At 49.1% G+C, this 18,132-nt stretch carries 18 protein-coding genes and 1 pseudogene; 8 read left to right on the top strand and 11 right to left on the bottom strand.

The window, feature by feature from the left end; genetic code table 11:
- The first annotated feature begins 11 nt into the window (after positions 1-11).
- Entirely contained in the window at positions 12-629 is a 618-nt protein-coding gene (locus NNX04_RS01100; RefSeq protein WP_261947207.1) for a hypothetical protein, read from the top strand.
- Positions 630-657: 28 nt separating this feature from the next.
- Here the strand turns inward: NNX04_RS01100 and NNX04_RS01095 are convergent, their stop codons facing one another.
- A complete protein-coding gene (locus tag NNX04_RS01095; protein WP_225318401.1) occupies positions 658-1,866 on the bottom strand; it encodes a sugar efflux transporter in 1,209 nt (402 codons plus the stop codon).
- 136 nt (positions 1,867-2,002) lie between these two features.
- Between NNX04_RS01095 and NNX04_RS01090 the strand changes: the two genes are divergently transcribed.
- Together NNX04_RS01090 and ylqF are read left to right on the top strand one after the other, a co-directional pair.
- Entirely contained in the window at positions 2,003-2,323 is a 321-nt protein-coding gene (locus NNX04_RS01090) for a hypothetical protein (RefSeq protein ID WP_261947206.1), read from the top strand.
- Between the two features lie 30 nt (positions 2,324-2,353).
- Entirely contained in the window at positions 2,354-3,292 is a 939-nt protein-coding gene (ylqF, locus tag NNX04_RS01085) for a ribosome biogenesis GTPase YlqF (protein ID WP_151058279.1), read from the top strand.
- Positions 3,293-3,359: 67 nt separating this feature from the next.
- On the opposite strand, the gene NNX04_RS01080 is transcribed toward ylqF, so the two are convergent.
- The 4 genes from NNX04_RS01080 to NNX04_RS01065 form a co-directional block, all read right to left on the bottom strand.
- Positions 3,360-5,621, bottom strand: a complete 2,262-nt coding sequence (locus NNX04_RS01080) for a PQQ-dependent sugar dehydrogenase (protein ID WP_261947205.1) — start codon at positions 5,619-5,621, stop codon at positions 3,360-3,362.
- 170 nt (positions 5,622-5,791) lie between these two features.
- Positions 5,792-6,748: a DUF4380 domain-containing protein gene (locus NNX04_RS01075; RefSeq protein ID WP_261947204.1), complete on the bottom strand. Its 957-nt coding sequence runs from the start codon at positions 6,746-6,748 to the stop codon at positions 5,792-5,794.
- Positions 6,749-6,885: 137 nt separating this feature from the next.
- The gene (gene trxA, locus NNX04_RS01070; RefSeq protein WP_261947203.1) at positions 6,886-7,773 is read right to left on the bottom strand and encodes a thioredoxin; all 888 of its coding nucleotides are present in this window, start codon (positions 7,771-7,773) and stop codon (positions 6,886-6,888) included.
- Between the two features lie 6 nt (positions 7,774-7,779).
- Positions 7,780-8,313: a YaeQ family protein gene (locus tag NNX04_RS01065; protein ID WP_261947202.1), complete on the bottom strand. Its 534-nt coding sequence runs from the start codon at positions 8,311-8,313 to the stop codon at positions 7,780-7,782.
- Between the two features lie 29 nt (positions 8,314-8,342).
- Between NNX04_RS01065 and NNX04_RS01060 the strand changes: the two genes are divergently transcribed.
- Positions 8,343-9,197 (top strand): RluA family pseudouridine synthase, encoded by an 855-nt coding sequence (locus tag NNX04_RS01060; RefSeq protein ID WP_261947201.1) that lies wholly within the window; start codon positions 8,343-8,345, stop codon positions 9,195-9,197.
- Between the two features lie 3 nt (positions 9,198-9,200).
- On the opposite strand, the gene NNX04_RS01055 is transcribed toward NNX04_RS01060, so the two are convergent.
- The 3 genes from NNX04_RS01055 to NNX04_RS01045 form a co-directional block, all read right to left on the bottom strand.
- Positions 9,201-11,018: a glycoside hydrolase family 9 protein gene (locus NNX04_RS01055; RefSeq protein ID WP_261947200.1), complete on the bottom strand. Its 1,818-nt coding sequence runs from the start codon at positions 11,016-11,018 to the stop codon at positions 9,201-9,203.
- A 213-nt stretch (positions 11,019-11,231) separates the two neighbouring features.
- The gene (gene hda / locus NNX04_RS01050; protein ID WP_232283062.1) at positions 11,232-11,960 is read right to left on the bottom strand and encodes a DnaA regulatory inactivator Hda; all 729 of its coding nucleotides are present in this window, start codon (positions 11,958-11,960) and stop codon (positions 11,232-11,234) included.
- Positions 11,948-13,357 carry a DUF2066 domain-containing protein gene (locus NNX04_RS01045; RefSeq protein WP_261947199.1) on the bottom strand — a complete coding sequence of 470 codons (1,410 nt, stop codon included), beginning with the start codon at positions 13,355-13,357 and terminating at the stop codon, positions 11,948-11,950. The genes hda and NNX04_RS01045 overlap by 13 nt, the downstream gene beginning before the upstream one ends.
- A 248-nt stretch (positions 13,358-13,605) precedes the next feature.
- Here NNX04_RS01045 and purM point away from each other — a divergent pair, with 248 nt between their 5' ends.
- The 4 genes and pseudogenes from purM (at position 13,606) to NNX04_RS01025 (ending at position 16,591) form a co-directional block, all read left to right on the top strand.
- The gene (gene purM, locus NNX04_RS01040) at positions 13,606-14,661 is read left to right on the top strand and encodes a phosphoribosylformylglycinamidine cyclo-ligase (protein WP_261947198.1); all 1,056 of its coding nucleotides are present in this window, start codon (positions 13,606-13,608) and stop codon (positions 14,659-14,661) included.
- A gap of 4 nt (positions 14,662-14,665) precedes the next feature.
- Positions 14,666-15,337, top strand: coding sequence for a phosphoribosylglycinamide formyltransferase (purN, locus tag NNX04_RS01035; RefSeq protein WP_261947197.1), 672 nt, complete (start codon positions 14,666-14,668; stop codon positions 15,335-15,337).
- Positions 15,285-15,953: pseudogene (locus tag NNX04_RS01030) on the top strand (DUF3108 domain-containing protein); the annotation flags it as partial. The gene purN and the pseudogene NNX04_RS01030, both read left to right, overlap by 53 nt.
- A gap of 155 nt (positions 15,954-16,108) precedes the next feature.
- Complete coding sequence (locus tag NNX04_RS01025) at positions 16,109-16,591, top strand: FKBP-type peptidyl-prolyl cis-trans isomerase (RefSeq protein WP_007642144.1); 483 nt, start codon at positions 16,109-16,111, stop codon at positions 16,589-16,591.
- Between the two features lie 54 nt (positions 16,592-16,645).
- On the opposite strand, the gene NNX04_RS01020 is transcribed toward NNX04_RS01025, so the two are convergent.
- From NNX04_RS01020 to NNX04_RS01010, 3 genes are all read right to left on the bottom strand, one after another.
- Positions 16,646-16,831, bottom strand: a complete 186-nt coding sequence (locus tag NNX04_RS01020; RefSeq protein ID WP_007642146.1) for a hypothetical protein — start codon at positions 16,829-16,831, stop codon at positions 16,646-16,648.
- A gap of 26 nt (positions 16,832-16,857) precedes the next feature.
- Positions 16,858-17,427: a dCTP deaminase gene (gene dcd, locus NNX04_RS01015; RefSeq protein ID WP_007642150.1), complete on the bottom strand. Its 570-nt coding sequence runs from the start codon at positions 17,425-17,427 to the stop codon at positions 16,858-16,860.
- A gap of 62 nt (positions 17,428-17,489) precedes the next feature.
- Positions 17,490-17,918 carry a MerR family transcriptional regulator gene (locus tag NNX04_RS01010; RefSeq protein WP_157152526.1) on the bottom strand — a complete coding sequence of 143 codons (429 nt, stop codon included), beginning with the start codon at positions 17,916-17,918 and terminating at the stop codon, positions 17,490-17,492.
- Between the last annotated feature and the right edge of the window lie 214 nt (positions 17,919-18,132).

The raw sequence follows: 18,132 nt of genomic DNA, 5'->3' as shown, positions 1-18,132 counted from the left end.
TAAAAAATATCATGGCCAACACCAATAAAACCAAAGCCGAGATTTTACAAGAACTGGAGTCCATTAAAGGGCTGCTGCTGGAAGAAGATCACATCCCTATTTTGCAGACAATTGATCCCGACTATCCGGATGAAGCGGCGGTATCAAACGCAGCCGGCTACAACAATCCGTCCGTATTGCCGGGTCAAACGTCACTCTTTGAAGATGAGTTCCCGCATCAGCTGGATAGACGCAGCGCAGGCTCTGACGACAACAAAATTTCATTCGCCGATAAAACACCGGGGCCGGCCTCACACCCAACGAATAATCGCCCCACGCTGAGCAACGCAATTCATACCAGTGTTTCCCGTCCGCTGGCTAAAGCCAGCGGTGAAAATCCATTTCTACCAAAACATATTCGCGAGCGCTTGCACGGTAATAATCCGCCCCCCTTGTTTGAATATGAAACAGCAAAAAAAATTGTAAATTCAACCAAAAACATTGCCAATAAAATGAATAAACCACGGCAGATATTGGTGGATGAGGTAGTCAATGGTTTGATGCCGCAAATTGAAGCGGAATTACGTCACCGCTTGTTGGCCATGAGTGTGGAGGACTTGGAAAAACTGTTACACGAGGAAGATGAATAAAACACTCCATCTTCCTACGCTCAGCGAATTACAACCGGGTCGGCGCTAACTCACGCGCTGACCTCACCTTGCCAAATGCCCAAATAGCCAGAATCACCAACACCACGTTAACAATAAACACCTGGTGATAGCCAAAATAATCGGCCACTACCCCCACCAATAAACTGCTAAATAAATTGCCCATATGCGTGGTATTGGTATAGAGCGCCGAAGCACCGCCAGAGCGGCCAGGCATAAGCTCCTGAATGACCGAGACACCCACACCAGCCAACAATCCAATAAAAATAGCGTTGAAAATTTGCAGTACAAACAAGTGCCACAGATCGGTAGCAACATAAACGCCCAGATACAAAAACAAGGCGGCAACACCTGCGCAGCGAATCAAATTCACCAACCGAAAACGGCTGGCGTAATGGCCCGCCAACAACATGAACGGCACCTCCAGGGCGGCAGTAGTGCCCATCACCCACCCCATCCATTGGGCGTCGATGTGTAAGTTATCTTTCAAATGTATTGGCAGGCTGATGAGGTATGCGTTGTTCACGCCCCACATCAACGAGAATGCAACAACACAAAACCAGAGCGATTGTTTAATTGCAGGTGTTAAGGGCAGTAACATCACCTGCTCACCGGTGTGATCAATATGAGGTGCTTTTTTCGGCAAGCGCGGCAGGAGTTTAAAACTCACAATGCCCACCAATAGATACAGCCCTGCCGCCACCGAATAGCTCAGACTAAAACTGTAATAAGTTGCCAATAAAAAACCAGCTGGTGGCCCCGCAACCCAGGCAAATGCAATTTGTGCACGCATAATTGCGTTAAACAGAGGAATACGCTCGGGGGGAATTTCTGCCTCGGCATAATCCAGGCTGTAAGCCATAATTTGCGCGAAGGACACCATCGACAAACTGAATAAAAATATTGCCGTTACAGCAACCAGCCAATAGTTGCGCGACAGCGCAAATACCACACAAGACACTGCCCCCAATACACAAAAACTGGCCACCAGCGGGCGCCGGTCTGCAAGCTTGTCGGACCAGTGCCCGATCCAATGGTTGTAGGCAATACTGGCAAGCGCGATGCCGCCAAAAACGAGACCAACCAACAGCGGGCGCACGCCAATCTCTTTCGCGAGAAAGAGACTAAAGGTTGGCAATACCAGCGCGCCCACAATACCCACAATGAAAAACAGCAGGTAAATACCCAGCGCAACAGGGCGAAACAAGGGAGAGGACACTATCACGACCCAATGATCAGGAATGGATGCCTATAATAGCCGAAACCGGTTACGCGCCCTATGGTACAGACGGGATTTCCGGCGCGGATGGGGCGCTTTCTGTATAATCGCGCCACTCGTCGTTGAGGATAAGACCATGCACTGCATCAGTATTCAAATATCCCCCAAACATGCCCGCGAATTTGATCGCCGTGGATTGTTGGATCGTGTTCGCAGCATTCGCTCACCGGAAGTTGATGCCATTGAAGAAAAAGGCAAACTCTTTTTGAGTTTTAATTTTTTTACTGAATACCCTGCCCAGCTGTGGCAAGAGCTGCAGCAGGCACTTTATTTAGATCAAATTTATGCGCCGCAAATCGCACCGGTATCCATCGTGATTTGCGAGGGTGAAACCGAAGATGACTGCCTGCTGTTGCACCATTTTAATCGCGACGAACCGCTCGATAGTTTTACCTAAGCCCCTACTCTTTTTAATTCCGAGTCATTCATGTCAACAATTAATTGGTTCCCCGGCCATATGCACAAGGCCCGCAAAGAAATTGCGGAAGTCATGCCTCATGTGGATGTGGTGATAGAAGTTATCGACGCACGCATTCCTTTTTCCAGCGAGAACCCACTGGTGCCGAGTTTGCGCGGCGACACACCACTGATTAAATTACTCAACAAAGCCGATTTGGCCGACCCGGCAATTACCGCGCTGTGGGTGGAAAAAATGGAGCAGGAAAAAGGCGTAAAAGCCCTGCCCGTAAGCCAACAGCGTCCCGAGCAAATTCGCAACTTGCTAAATGTTTGCACCTCGCTGGTGAGCGAACGCCAACGTGAAGTGCGCCCGGCGCGGGTGATGATTATGGGTATTCCCAATGTCGGCAAATCCACCATCATCAATACCTTGGCAGGCCGTGTAATCGCCAAAACCGGTAACGAGGCGGGCGTGACCAAAGCCCAACAAAAAATAAAACTGGAGCACGGCATTCTGCTTACCGATACACCCGGATTTTTGTGGCCCAAATTATCACCACCTTCATGTGGTTATCGTTTGGCTATTACCGGTGCGATTAAAGATACCGTATTTGATTACGCAGACATCGCACTCTACGCCGCTGAATATTTATTAGCGGCCTATCCCGATGCGCTAAAAAAACGCTATGGATTAACCGAACTACCTGAATCAGATGTGGAGTTATTGGATGCTATCGGCGTAAAACGCGGCTGCACACGCAAAGGTGGCGGAGTGGAAATCCAAAAAGTCGCTTCGATTTTAATCACCGAATTGCGCGCGGGATTACTCGGACCGATCAGTTGGGAAACACCCGAGATGACGCAACTAGAAGTATTGCGTGCAAAAGAAGAGGATGAAAAAAAGCGAATCGAAAAAGAAGAAGCAGATCGTATTCGCCGCCTGAAAACGCGCAAAAATCGTCGCTAGTATTGATTGTTATGGATACCCGCGTACGCGGGTATGGCGAAAATATATTCTCAAGTGCGTCACCACTTTATTGATCACAATTTTGCAGCCCACCAATCCACGCCGCTATAACCTCAACAGCCTCATCATCAACCAAATGTGATGCAAGTGGCGGCATTTGATTTGCGTCGCGCACCTTCATCCGCGCAAGCAAAACTGAACGCTCCGGTTCACCCGGTGCAATAATACGCGCATTATCGATTCCCAAATTTCCTGCCGTTGGTTGCACGTTGCATGCTTGTGTTGCGGTCAGTGCTGTGCTGTAACGCAAATCCAAATTTACCGGCGTCGGCCCATCCACACTGTGGCAATTACTGCAGTTGCTATGTAAATAACTGCGCGCACGCTGTGCCAACGTTGCGTTGCCACCAGCGAGTGCAAACAAAGTATACGCTCTGTGGGATTGAGTAATTGAGGAAGAAAACAAGCTGATGTGTGCGAGAGAATCTAATTGATGCGCAGTGACGCTGCTCGCACTGTACAACATCGAATTATTTAACTGCACAGTTTCCAAACCCAACGCAAAGTTGGCCACTTGGGTGTGGCAAGTCAAACACTGCGCAGGGCTGGGATACTGCCACTGAATCCCCTCAACCGATTTCTCTTTACTATCCATTAACAGTTGGGCATCGGCTTGATCATCGCGCCATTCGTAACTAAACCCCTGCCACCCCAGCTCGCTGCGGGCAAATAATCGCGTCTCGATAAAACGATTATTCAATTTAAAGTGCTTCATTAAAACGCTGCCCACCGGAAACAAAAAATCGCCGTTATTGGTGAGTTCTATTTTTGTATTGTCAGGCAGCGCAAAGTAGCGCTCTTTTTCAGTGCCATCTGACCACAAGGGACTGGCTACGGAATAGGGAATCATCGCGGCTGCCGGCAATTGTGGATTAGCTACATTTGCACAGCCTGTTTCAGATAATCGTGTCGCCATTGTACCTGGCTGCAAAGTGCCGCCTGTTACTTGCATTTTAACAATTTGGGAACCTGCACCTGACTGACCTATAGCGTATAGCTCACCTTGGTTATCCTGTGCGAATGACACTACGCCACCGGGGGCACTGCCATGTTCTTCAACAAGAATACTGCCGCCACTTTGCAACGTAATAGTTTGAATCGAATTTACACAGTAATCAGTAAAAAAATATTTTCCGTAAGCTGCCGGAAATTGTGCACCACGATAGACGTAGCCGCCTATCACCGAACAAACTCCTGTATTGTGATTGATAGATAACACAGGTTTCACTTTATTAGTTGTGGAGCAATTGCTGCGCCCGCTGTAACAAAAATCGCCCTCCATATCACCCCAGCCGTAATTGCCACCAACTGTTACCAAATTTACTTCTTCCCATGCGCTTTGTCCGACATCGCCCACCCACAGCTCATCGGTTTCCCGATCAAAACTAAAACGCCAGGGATTACGCAAACCATAAGCCCAAATTTCCGGTGCATCGCCAGTTGTCGCAAATGGATTATCGGCTGGAATTGCATAACTGCGGTTACTACTGGTGTTATCAACATCAATGCGCAATATTTTTCCCAGTAAATTTTGCGTGTTCTGACCGTTTTGTTGTGGATCACCGCCGCTGCCGCCATCACCCGAGCCAATATATAAATAACCATCACTGCCAAATGCAATTTGGCCGCCATTGTGATTTGAATAGGGCTGATTAAAGCGCAACAAAATCACTTCAGAATCGGGATTAATGGTTCCATCGTTCGCGACTTCAAAACGCACCACTCGCGTTTCCATTTCGTTGCTGGAATTGCGCCCGATATAGTTGAAATAGACATAGTGATTGGTGGCAAATTGCGGATGAAATGCCATGCCGAGCAAACCAGTTTCACCACCAGAAAAATCCACACGATCTTCAATATTAAGAATCTCTGTCAGGGTATCGACGCTTTCATTATTTTGAAATCGCACCACCCTGCCTGATTGGCGCGTGACATACCAATAACTGTTGTCATCCGGGGCTTGAAGTAAATTAGTGGCGCTGGCGATATTAGGCAGAGAGGGAAATACCGCTTGCCAATGAATACTAATAGCCGAGCCAGAACTGACTAGCGACGGAGCAAGGCATGTAGCGTTGTCAGGCCTTACGGCCAAACCGGAAACAATACTGCTGCTGGAATTTGATGCAACAGAGGAACTAATTGCACTCGTCAGGGCTGGCGCACTACTGGTTGATGATGAAGGGGGATTACCCGAGCCCTTACTGCCGCCACAGGATATAAAAAGCACACAACTGGCTATAAGCAGCAAACTTTTTACGCAAGCCTTCATGGTTGTCACCTCGCAGTGCAATAAAAAAAGCGGCAGTGTTTAATCGCTTAATCATGCGCTTTATTACCCACGAAAGTGTGATTAATTGTTCACAAACAAAAAAGCGAGCATCAATGATGCTCGCTTTTTTAAAATCTCATCGTGCTTTACCGCACCAATAACTGGTATTTTTAGTCGGCGCCAGACTGTAATAGATTGCGCACATAAGCCGCGAGGGCTTGTGGGGTGGGATTTTCAGCAAGGTCTGTCGGTAACTTTTTTACGTGCCAGATCACTGTCCAATCCAGATGCTGCCCAGGCTCAAGTGTAACCAAAGACGCCTGTTGTTTCATCTCAATAAAAATATGCTCAACATGAGCAAATATTTCTATTTCACTTTCACCCTTGGCAGTTGTACCCGCAGGGCTGTCATTAAATTCTTTTACTAATAAATAACCTTGGTCAACATACGCCATCCAACCTTCTTTGCCGTCTTGCATCATCTTGTGATGGTCGGTGCGAATTTTTTTCTTGTCATAATCAAACCAGGTTAGCTCATCAATCATCTGCACATCCAACGGATAAAAAAGACCACTGGAAATTTCGCTGTCACCGCTCGGGAAAAATAAACTGCCAGAGGATGGCAGGCGCGTCACTTCCAACGGCGCTACATTCTTGCGTTCGGTGCTGTGATTGGCAATGCGATAGTCGATGGTAATCCGATCAACACCGCTAGGGCGGTAAGTTTTGGTGAATTGATAGCCGGTGCGTTGATCTATTTCGCTCATCAATACCACACGATCTTCTTCGGTGGTTAAACGATAAGGTTTGTTGTCCAGCACATCAATGGGCGGCCAGCCCCAATCAGTTTGAGGGCTGGACCAGAGCACGGTGCCCCAGTCAGTCACCTTATCCAAATCGACAATGGGCACCAGCAACTCATGCCCTGCATATTTGAGCGACGAGATACGGCCACCAACTTTGGGCATTATTTCCAGCCGAACCTTACCCTGTTTGATCAGCAGGCGAGAGCCATCCTGTTTGCAAAAGTGAGGTAAATCTGCGGACTCCTCTTTACCTTTGCTGCACCCGGCCACAGCCAAAAAGACTATGGCCAAACATGCGATCAGGGAATAGCGAATACTCATTGTCTATCAAAATCCTCTAGCAGTAGCGCAACTGCTACCAAGGTCTAGCGCCACGCGGGCGGGGTTTTACAGTAATTTTACAGCCACCCCAGTGTACCTATTTTTTCCCGCAACAACCATTTAGAGGCAGGTAAAGCCTAGTAAAGCAAGGTAAATAACTTGCGCTGGAACTCAATCGCTAAAGGGTCTGCCTTACCGAGCGATGCAATAATGGTATTAAACGATTGCCGCGCCTCACCTTCTGCAAAGTTGCGATCCTTACGCAAAATCGCCAGTAAATGCTCAAGCGCCAAACGGTGCTCGAGTTCCTGATGGTATTGCAGCGCCAATTGCAAACGCACCTGTAAGTCTTCGGGTGCGGCAGCGTGAGCAGCTTCCAAGGCAGATAATTCAGGTGTTTTGGCGGCTTGTTTTTTCAGCGCCACCTGCGCCATTAATTGTTCGTAAAAAGCATCCTGATCGACCATTTTTATGGTGGATAAAATCGCTTCTGCATTATCAATACGATTTAATTCCAAATGACACTGGGCGATTAATAACCCGATCGCCGCCAAGTGATTCGACTGATCGTAAGCCTGACGCAACAGCGGCAACGCTTGTGCATATTGCGCCTGCGCAATTAACTCTCTGGCTTGTTGTAGCGGCGCTTCCCACGGCTTAGGCAAATACTTGGCAAGCACTTCACGCACTTGTACTTCAGGTAAGGCACCGGTGAAGCCATCAACGGGTTGGCCCTCCTTCATAATCATTACCGTCGGCAAACTGCGCACGCCAAATTGCGATGAAATCATTTGTTGATCATCGGCATTTACTTTTGCCAATAAAAAAGCACCCGCGTATTCATTGGCTAACTTTTCCAAAATGGGCATCAGATTTTTACAGGGGCCACACCAATCAGCCCAAAAATCGATGACTACCGGACGATTGAATGATTCATCAATTAGATACTGCTGGGCATTGTCGAGGGTGATATCGACAACTGTTAATAATGGGCTATTCATCAGGCTATTCATTGGCTCAGTCATTAATCCTTACTCCATCTCACGCAAACTAATTGTCAGGTTTTCAGTCGCCGATGATACATAAGCAATAGTTTCGGTGATGGTTACGCTTAGTTTCATGGTTTTATCGGCTAGCGCGCACAGCTGCTGTAATTCATCGGCGGCAAAATAGTGAATGGATACTTTAGGCAGTGCGCGAATGGCGGCGCCATTGGTTTTCCACCAAACATCCATACCGCGCCCATAGGTAAACACGCGCGCAGCTTGCGCTTGACCCGAGGCTTTTTTTAAACGATCCGGCGCCGGCTGCCCCACTTCAATCCATTGCAAAATCGTGCCGTTGTCATGTTTTAACCACAGATCAGGCTCATCCATGGAAGAGAGACCTTTGGTGAAGGTTAAATTTTCCGCAGCGCAGTAACAAAAGGCTAGAATGCGCACCATCATACGCTCCACCGTTTCCGACGGATGCAGTGCGACAGTCAGGTTATAATCGCCATACACATTGCGATCCATATCTGCCAGGGTAATCGTTGCTTTATAAATTGTTGCCTTTTCTGCCACAGTTTTTCTCACTTAATCAAAGCTAAATAATGTCCGATACTTCGTTTGAAATACCGCAAAAATTTGAATTCACCGTCACCCAAACTGAGCAGACTGCGCTCGATTTGTTGGCAGAAGGCACTGGATTGTCCAAGCAGCGCATTAAAGATGCGATGAATAAAGGCGCCGTCTGGTGGACACTCAAAGGGAAAACCCTACGCTTACGGCGTGCAACCAAGGTGTTATACAAAGGCTCACGCATCCAATTTTTTTACGACGAACAAGTGCTTGCGCGCAAACCGGAAACTGCCACGCTGATTTACGATGCCGGCAACTACAGTATTTGGTTCAAGCCGCCAGGCATGCTCTCACAGGGTTCCCAATGGGGCGATCACTGTAGCATTTTACGGTGGGTCGAAGTGAACGGGCAATTTACCCAGGGGCGTGAAAAACGCGAGTGTTTTTTAGTGCATCGTTTGGATGGCGATGCGAGCGGATTAATTATTCTGGCACACGACAGTCAAGCCGCCGCAAAACTATCAACCTTGTTTCAAGCACGCGATATGCACAAATTTTATCAAGCTTGGGTGGTGGATGACTGCGAAGTACCCACAAGCGGTTTAACGCTGAGCTACGAGCTGGATGGCAAATCGGCCATCACTCACATCAAAAAAATTCGTGCGGAAAATAATAAAACCCTGCTGGATGTAACCATCGAAACCGGCCGCAAACATCAAATTCGCCGCCATCTAGCTAACATCGGCCACCCCATTGTGGGCGACCGTGTTTACGGCAAGAAGGCGAGCGTAGGTTTGCAGCTATTAGCTTATCGGCTGGAATTTATCTGCCCTTTTAGTCAGCAACGCGTGGTCGCGGAGCTGCCTAAAGAGGTGCAATTTAACTAGTAACTACTTGGTAAGCACTTGCAACGCCGCCGATACGTACACCAAGGGAGCATTCCAGTTAATCGCAATTTCATTGCTGGCATAACTGCAATAGTGGTCAAGATAAGATTTGGCAGGAATTGCCGACGGATAGGACACGGGACAATCATCTTTGTCCTGCTGGCGCGGTTGCGGGCCACCAGCGATAAAACCGGGAATGGGCGCCTCAATCTTATCGGCAGCTGAGGGACGATGATGGGGATGCAGAGTGGATTTGTGCCCAAACCCGGTAACAAAGGAGGTATCCACCGCATTGCGTCCTAATACGTAATCCAACGCTGCCTGGGCTGCATCCAGATAATCGCGTTCGCTGGGGTTCAATCGATAAGCCTGCAATAAGATCATCGCCTGCCCCAAGGCCACCGAATTACTACCCCAAATAAAATCCCCGGTCTGCATGGTCACGCGGTAGGCAGAACCCGCCCAGACCGAGCGCGACTGGTTGGCTAAACCTTGGATACGCCCCGTAATCAGCGCTTGATCAGCCGCCGCGGTAAGTTGCGCGCGATGATGCGCAAGGGAGATCCATCCGAGACTGCGCACATCACCCCAAGAAGGAACCGTCGCGGTGGTATTGGCTGCGTTGGACGCCTGGTAGTAACTATCCTTCCTGGTGGTGATGTACAGCTCGGCTGCCGCCCAGAAAAACTCATCTGCCAATTGGCGATCGCCGTACTCACCGGTTTTGATATCTGCAGGCTGCTGGTATATCACCGCAGGATTGGCCTCGGCCCATTGCCAGGCCGATTCTGCAGCAGCCACCATGCGCGCGGATAAACCCGGCAATTCGTTTTCATAGGCGGCAAACACTCGGCTGGCCGTCGCCATTACCGCCGCGAAATCCAGCGCTGCTGCAGTGGATTTTTGTACTACATAACGCTCAGTGGTTGCTTGATGTGGCATCACGGTGCCATCAAAATTTTTGTTGGTGAGTTTGTGGTAAACACCGCCATCGACGGGGTCTTGCATGGTCAACATCCACTCCAGATTCCACAGCGCCTCGTTCAAAAGATCAGGGATGTTGTCGTTACTTTCAGGAATATTCAGGTTTTGTGTGGCGAAAAATTCCGGATAGTGCTCGTAAGCTGCTAGAAGCGAGTAAGTAGAAATGCCTGAGTTCACAATGTATTTGTTGTAATCGCCAGCGTCGTACCACCCTTTAGGGCTACTAATGACGGAGCCTTCGGGCCGCTCAATCGTCGCTGCCGAGGCGTGTATCAATACTTCGGTGTCCGGATGCCCCAAGGGACGCGCGTAAACACCGGCATGTTCCGGCAATAATTCCGCGCTATTGCGGTTAAAGTAAAAGGCTTTAATGCTCGCCGCCGTCACCGCGCCATACACATTTTCAGCAATGCTGAACGCATGGGAATCCGGTGAGCCTGCTACGCGCAACCGGTAACTGCCCGGCGTTTTAACGCTGGAAAAATCTGCCAGCTTAACTTTTTCTCCTGCTTCCGCCCAAGTTGCGGCGACAGTCAAATCAGCACTGAAGGCTTCTGCACCGGTAGCAGCGTCTACCAATATAAACCGCGTAGCCGTTACATCGGGAACCACTGCCCATTTGGCTGAGTTTGGCAAAAATCCCAATTGGTTTAATTTGATAAGTTGGGCGCTTGCGCCGGCGGCACTGCTAGTGGTCGCTTGTGCGGAGGAGTTAACTGCCACTGAACTCGCCGCCGCACTGCGATCACTACCACCGCTGCCGCAACCCAATAGCAAACCGGAAAGGCTGGCCATTGCCAGCCCCGCCATCAAACGGGTGGGTGTACATAAAGCCATCGAAATTCTCCATTACCTGACCGGGCCACCTAGGGGGCCCATTGCTGTTGTTGTCGTTGTTATTAATGGTGCTTCGCTATCGTTCTTATCATCAAGAGCGAACAACACTAGGCAAAAAACTACCAAGACGAGCAGAGGTTTACGCCCCATTTTCCGCTGAAAACCCAAAGTGGGTTCAGTGTCAAGGGAGTCTGGAGATGAAGCGGGGGGAGATCAAATGCTTAGAACTTTCTTTACAAAAGGAATGGTAAGTTTACGTTGCTCGGCAAGCGAGGCATGATCCAAGCGCTGTAATTGCCAAAAAAGCTCATTGGTATCACGCGGTAAGCGCTGGATGATGTACTGCGCCACATCATCACTTAGCTCCAAGCCACGGGCGCGGGCGCGCAACTGCAACGCGAGTTGTTTATCGTCGTCGCTCAAGCTGTGAACCTGATAAGTCAGCCCCCATTGCAAACGTGAGCGCAAATCTTCCAGCGTTAAGGCAAGCTCACGTGGCCCGTACTCTGCCGCAACCAGCAAACGTTTGCCCTCATCGCGCAGACGGTTGTAGAGATTAAAAATCGCCAGCTCCCAATCAGGACGACCAGCCACTGCAGGCAAGCAATCCAGACAAACCAAATCCACCGACTCCAAGCCCACAAACAATTCATCAGGCGCGTAACCCGCCAAATCCCGCAGCGGTAAATATTGCACCGACAAACCACAACGTTGCGCTTCGTGACAAGCCGCTTGCAGCAGGTGCGTTAAACCGCAGCCCGGTGCGCCCCACAAATAGATAAACGCCTCGCCACTGCCATCAACTTGCTGACGCAGGCCCTGCAACACCATTGCGTTGTGAGTTGCAGTTGGCGCATAAAAATTTTCAAAGGTGGCATCGTCGTTCAGGTTAACGCCCAGGGACAATTGTTGCGGCAAATTCACCATCACTACTTCTGCCAAACGTAAATCAGTGGATCCTGCAAAGTGCCGGAATTAATAACTGCCGCGCTCGGTTGCAGGTCGCTAATAGCAGCGGTAACCGGAGCATCCGCGGGAGCCGGGTTATTAGGCATCTGCTCACTGGCCAAGGCGCGTTCAAAATCAGCCATTGCCTCTGCATCTATGCCCTCCGGCAATGTTTCCCCTTGACTTGGTTCAGACTGGGATGCCCCCATCACTGCGGGCTGGGCAAGTGCCAAACGACGCCCCAATGCCAGAGTATTGGTCAAGAGCCGGGTATCCGCCTCTGTCGTCAATCGAACAACGACACCTTCTGCATTTACAGTGACAACTTCCATACGTTGCACTAAAGCCAACCCCTCAAGATAGGCTTGAACTTCTTTAAAGGCGGCAAAACTGGTGATATTTCCCACACGCAACACTATCTGTTGCGCGCCCTGGTTGGTTGGCATGATCGCGTATTGATTCGCAAAATAATCGGCAACCTGATCGATCACATTATTAACTAACCCCTTAACCTCAGGAGTTTCATCGGTAAATCTTGTCTGGTTTTCGCCGTGCAACAGCAGCCACTCACCCTGCCATGGACCTTGTGCAGGCTCGGCAGGCGCAACGCCCAAAGCACCTTCATCACTGCTGGCACTGGAAGCTGCAGGAGAAACTGCCACGGCAGAACTTGCTAGAGCTGTCTCGGCAGAATCGGCGGTAGCTAGGGGATCGATCACCATCGCAAGCGGAATTGACCCCATGCTGCTAGGCATATAGCGCCCCACCAAAATGGCGTCAGCGTTGTAGCGAACAGAAGCCGCCAAAATCTTTTCCTGATTCACCGCCCACAGATCATCGGCCACAATAGACATACTGTCCTCAACATCGTGCTTTGGGAACATCAGGGGCAAACCACGATAAGCTGCAGCACTGTTGATCGCCTGAAAATCAACAACTTCGGGCACTAGATGCAAACCGCGAGAATCCTTGAATACCAGCCACACCAACAAGGTTGGACGCTGGGCAGGCCAGAGCGGCAACTGTGCGTCACGCAATAACTGGCCAATAGCCTGCGGCTCGTAATCCAATTGCAGTGCAAGCGCGGTAAAACTACGCGAGCCCTCGATCAGTTTTTCACTGGAGGATTTGTAGCTAAAACCAAACAGATAGTTTTGGGCTTTAGGCATAGCGGCGCGAACAACCGGGTTATCGAGCGCATTGCGCTGCCCCGAGATTCGCACCATTAACTCGCCAAAAGTCGCGCGTGCCGCTGCATTACGCTCAGCCTCAGCCTGGGATTTCACCAGCGCTTGGGCACGATAAATGTCGACCTGCTGACCAGCATAAGCAGGACTTACACAGATAAAACACAGCGACCACAACAAGATACGGATCAATGAAAGACGCACCAAATTAACCCCTGAAAACAGCCAATAAATGGGATGGGGTCGCATTGTAACAGGCTTAAACCAGCCAACGGCAAGCGCAATTGGGCGCAGATTCAAGAAATTCACAGATACGCGAGCATCGCTAACATCACCGTAGAAGAATAACTTTCACCCTAACCGTGCTTTGCACTGCACGCCTCACCATAAGCTGTTAGAATGGCGGCCTTTTTTTAAACCACTCCAACTGCAAGAGCTGTGAGCCATTTCCTATGAGCCAAAACCAAACTCCCACCCCATCCCTTAGCTACAAAGACGCTGGCGTTGATATCGAAGCTGGCGACGCACTGGTCGAGCGCATTAAAAGTGTCGCCAAACGCACCCGTCGCCCGGAAGTGATGGCAGGCTTGGGCGGTTTTGCTTCTCTGGTAGAGATCCCTGCCGGTTATCGCCAACCCATTCTGGTTTCTGGCACTGATGGTGTAGGCACTAAATTACGCCTCGCCATGAACTTGCAAAAACACGACACCATCGGTATCGATCTGGTTGCCATGTGCGTGAATGACCTGGTGGTCACTGGCGCCGAACCACTGTTCTTCCTCGATTATTACGCCACCGGCAAACTCAATGTTGATGTGGCCGCAGCAGTAGTGTCAGGCATAGGTGATGGCTGCGAATTAGCTGGCTGCTCCTTGGTTGGCGGTGAAACCGCTGAAATGCCCGGCATGTATGAAGGTGAAGACTACGACTTGGCAGGTTTCTGTACAGGCGTGGTGGAAAAATCTGAAATTATTGATGGAAGCAAAGTAAAAGTGGGCGACACCCTAATCGCCCTCGCCTCCAGTGGCCCGCATTCCAACGGCTACTCGCTGATCCGCAAGATCATCGACGTTACCAAGGCCGATTTGAATCAGGATTGCGGCGGTCGCCCGTTAGGTGACGCCCTAATGGAACCAACGCGCATCTACGTTAAATCTGTATTGAAACTGATTAAAGAATCTCACGTTAACGCTATGGCGCATATTACCGGCGGTGGCCTGACGGAAAATATTCCGCGTGTTTTGCCTGACGGAACCAAAGCCGTACTCGACACCAAGAGCTGGGCTTTTCCTCCAGTATTTCAATGGCTGCAGTGCGGCGGCAATGTAGACATACGCGAGATGTACCGCACCTTTAACTGCGGTGTTGGCATGGTCATCGCAATCCCCGCAAGCGAAAAAGACAATGCGTTAAATATTTTGCGCAATGCCGGAGAAAACGCATTTGTAATTGGCCATATCGCCACTGCAAACGCTGACGAGCATCAAGTAGAACTGCAAGGTATCTAATTGCATGCCCACCTCTTCTCGCCCCCAACTGCGTGTTGTTGTTCTTATCTCTGGTAGCGGCAGCAACTTGCAGGCGCTGATTGACGGTGCCAACAGCGGCGAGCTACCCATTGAGATAGCTGCCGTTATCAGCAATCGCCCGGATGTTTTTGGCCTGACACGCGCCAAAGATGCAGGAATTGTCACGCAAGTACTCGATCATAAAGGTTTCGCTAGTCGTGAAACCTTTGATGCCGCACTGATGCAAACCATCGATCACTATCAGCCCGACTTGGTCGTACTCGCGGGCTTTATGCGTATTCTGACCCCTGAATTCACCCGGCACTACCTGGGAAGAATGCTAAACATTCACCCATCATTACTGCCCAAATTTCAAGGATTGCACACTCATCAACGTGCATTGGATGCAGGCGAAAGCCATCATGGCGTCACCGTTCACTTTGTCACTGCGGAGCTGGATGGTGGACCTGCAGCAATTCAGGCAAGAGTGCCAGTTCTGCCAGGCGATGACGCAACGCAACTGGCAAAGCGGGTTCAGCGCCAAGAACATATTATCTACCCTCTTGCCATAAAATGGTTCGCACAGGGGCATCTAGTGATGCACGAAGGTAAAGCCCTGTTAAATGGTGAACTTTTACCCGCAAGTGGTTATCAAATTGAGGCAAATGAGCCCTAAAGGATTTCCTATGCACAGCCTCCGTATCATTTTTCTCTCTCTGGCCACCCTGCTTTCAACCGCCACTTTAGCAGCCGAAGCCCCCAAAACCTTTGACAATGAATACAGAGCCAAGCTCTATGGCTTTAATATCACCGTCACTAATCGCCTGAGCAAGACAGACGATGGCAAATACAATTTGCTATTCAAAGCGGATTCCATGATTGGCACCATTACCGAACAAAGCCATATGCAATGGAACCCCAAACAACAAACAATTACCCCACTAAGATACACCTATGTGCGTCGAAGCCTGGGTAAAGACCGCAATGCTGAATTAATTTTTGATTGGCCTAATAAAACTGTCACCAATAACGTGCAAAAAACCAGCTGGGAAATGGACATAGCACAGAAGGTACAGGACAAATTAAGCTATCAATTGCAAATGCAGCAAGACCTACTCAATGGACACAAGAATTTTGAATACCAGATTGCCGATGGCGGTCGACTCAAGAAATACAAGTTCGCTACTGTGGGCGAAGAAATGCTGGAAACACCATTGGGGAAAGTCAACACCGTAAAAATTAAACGCAGCCGGGAAGATAACGAGCGCGTGACCTATGCCTGGCTTGCCAAAGACTGGAACTACCTACTGGTTCGCTTGCAGCAAGAAGAAAAAGGTGAGACCTACACCATTTATATCCACAAAGCGACAGTTGATGGCAAAGCCATTACCCATTTTTAATCTATACCCTGTATCGTTTTCTTTTTACTTAACCTGAAAGGTTCATTATGAATATCTCCGAAAATTGCGTTGCCAGCTTCCACTACACCCTGACCGATGGTTCAGGCAAGGTGCTCGACTCATCCGAAGGTCAAGAGCCACTGTCTTACTTACACGGTGCAGGCAACATCATTCCAGGCCTTGAAGACGCACTGGAAGGCAAAAAAGTGGGCGATAAATTAAATGTTGCCGTTAAAGCAGCAGAAGCTTATGGCCTGCGCGACGACAGCTTGGTACAACAACTGCCCTCAAACATGTTTTCAGGTATTGAACAAATTGAAGTTGGCATGGAATTTCATGCTGAAACCGAGCAAGGCCTGCAAGTCGTCACCGTTACCCACGTAGAAGGCGATCAAGTGACTATTGATGGTAACCACCCATTAGCTGGTGTGGATTTAACCTTTGATGTAGAAATCACCGAAATCCGCGCTGCCACCGAAGAAGAGCTGAACCACGGCCACGCTCACGGTGCTGGTGGCCATCATCATTAAATGATGCTGCACAAAAAAGGCTCCATTACGGAGCCTTTTTTATTTCCTCGACGTTTATTTCAACTCCACCTTCTGCTCGCCACAACGAGCGCATTTATAGATAGTGACCAATTTCCCCTGCTTCACATCAAACTGCTTTTCCTTAACAACTTCCCACTTATGGAAGCCACTGCGACATAGAGTTTTACCCTTATGTTTTTCAAAAGGGCTCGGTTTTTTAAACTGGATTACATCACCCATAACTGCCCTCAGCCGAGACAATAACCTTAAGTGCGCGGTAGAGTCACACCACGCTGACCTTGGTATTTACCTCCGCGGTCTTTATAGGACGTCTCACAAATCTCATCCGATTCAAAAAACAACATTTGCGCCACACCTTCATTGGCATAAATTTTTGCAGGTAGAGGTGTGGTATTGGAAAACTCCAAAGTCACATGCCCCTCCCACTCCGGCTCGAGAGGGGTGACATTCACAATAATACCGCAGCGCGCGTAGGTAGATTTACCCAAACAAACGGTCAGAATACTGCGTGGAATTCTGAAATATTCAACTGTCCGGGCCAGCGCAAAGGAGTTGGGGGGAATAATGCAAACATCGCTTTTAATATCGACAAAACTTTTTTCGTCAAAATTTTTAGGATCGACCACCGTTGAGTGCACATTGGTGAAAATCTTGAACTCATCGGCGCAGCGAACATCGTAACCATAACTGGAGGTGCCATAAGAAACGATACGTTGACCAGCAGCATCGTAGCGAATTTGCCCCGGCTCAAACGGTTCAATCATGCCGTGCTCTTCAGCCATCCGGCGCATCCACTTATCGGATTTGATGCTCATAATTTCACCTGTCGCAAAATGTTAAACGGCGCGCATCATAGCCTTTTTGGCAACGAAAAACATCAATCGCACCCGGTATCAATGAGTGTAAAAGCCATTGGATGGGGCAGATTTTCCATACCTGATTGTGCAGCCATCGACACGGGATCCCCGCTACATTCATCAAGCATCAACTCCAAACTGGTGCGCATTGAATTCAAAGCAATAAACTGCTGATCCAGCTTACCCAGATACCCTTTGAGCAATAGACGAACCTGTAGATTACGCCGCCCCGGATCACAATAAAGCACTAACAACTCGCGACACTCTTCAAGACCAAACCCCACCGCCCTCGCCCGCTGCAAAAATCTCAACCGCTCAACATCTGCCATAGCGTAAATTCTATAGCCATTAGACGCTTGCCGCGCAGGCACTACCAGACCAACCTCCTCGTAAAAGCGGATCGTCTTAGTCGGCAAACCACAAGCCTGTGACGCCTGACTGATATTCATAGCCCCCTCCAATATTTCGATAATACCCATGAACACAAACATTACATAAACAGAAAGGTTAGCTCAAAAGAATAACTATTCCCTTTCATTTTTTATACGAAAGGCATGTTTTTTCACCGAAACAGGAGTAAAAAAAGTCAAAACCAAGAGACACAACCCACAGTTGTAGAATAATATTTTTGTTTTAAATCATTATGTTAAAGATGTTTGTTGA

This window comes from Cellvibrio sp. QJXJ (assembly GCF_024452345.1).
Taxonomy (GTDB): domain Bacteria; phylum Pseudomonadota; class Gammaproteobacteria; order Pseudomonadales; family Cellvibrionaceae; genus Cellvibrio.
Note: the sequence above shows the minus strand (reverse complement) of the source record. Positions and strands in the feature narration are given on the sequence as shown.

Bases quoted from the DNA above. Each gene is read 5' to 3' on its own strand.
- purN (WP_261947197.1), top strand. From the start codon at position 14,666: ATGCCCACCTCTTCTCGCCCCCAACTGCGTGTTGTTGTTCTTATCTCT.
- NNX04_RS01075 (WP_261947204.1), bottom strand. From the start codon at position 6,748: ATGAGTATTCGCTATTCCCTGATCGCATGTTTGGCCATAGTCTTTTTG.
- ylqF (WP_151058279.1), top strand. From the start codon at position 2,354: ATGTCAACAATTAATTGGTTCCCCGGCCATATGCACAAGGCCCGCAAA.
- NNX04_RS01100 (WP_261947207.1), top strand. From the start codon at position 12: ATGGCCAACACCAATAAAACCAAAGCCGAGATTTTACAAGAACTGGAG.
- NNX04_RS01025 (WP_007642144.1), top strand. From the start codon at position 16,109: ATGAATATCTCCGAAAATTGCGTTGCCAGCTTCCACTACACCCTGACC.
- NNX04_RS01060 (WP_261947201.1), top strand. From the start codon at position 8,343: ATGTCCGATACTTCGTTTGAAATACCGCAAAAATTTGAATTCACCGTC.
- NNX04_RS01090 (WP_261947206.1), top strand. From the start codon at position 2,003: ATGCACTGCATCAGTATTCAAATATCCCCCAAACATGCCCGCGAATTT.
- purM (WP_261947198.1), top strand. From the start codon at position 13,606: ATGAGCCAAAACCAAACTCCCACCCCATCCCTTAGCTACAAAGACGCT.
- dcd (WP_007642150.1), bottom strand. From the start codon at position 17,427: ATGAGCATCAAATCCGATAAGTGGATGCGCCGGATGGCTGAAGAGCAC.
- NNX04_RS01020 (WP_007642146.1), bottom strand. From the start codon at position 16,831: ATGGGTGATGTAATCCAGTTTAAAAAACCGAGCCCTTTTGAAAAACAT.
- trxA (WP_261947203.1), bottom strand. From the start codon at position 7,773: ATGACTGAGCCAATGAATAGCCTGATGAATAGCCCATTATTAACAGTT.
- NNX04_RS01055 (WP_261947200.1), bottom strand. From the start codon at position 11,018: ATGGCTTTATGTACACCCACCCGTTTGATGGCGGGGCTGGCAATGGCC.
- NNX04_RS01080 (WP_261947205.1), bottom strand. From the start codon at position 5,621: ATGAAGGCTTGCGTAAAAAGTTTGCTGCTTATAGCCAGTTGTGTGCTT.
- NNX04_RS01010 (WP_157152526.1), bottom strand. From the start codon at position 17,918: ATGAATATCAGTCAGGCGTCACAGGCTTGTGGTTTGCCGACTAAGACG.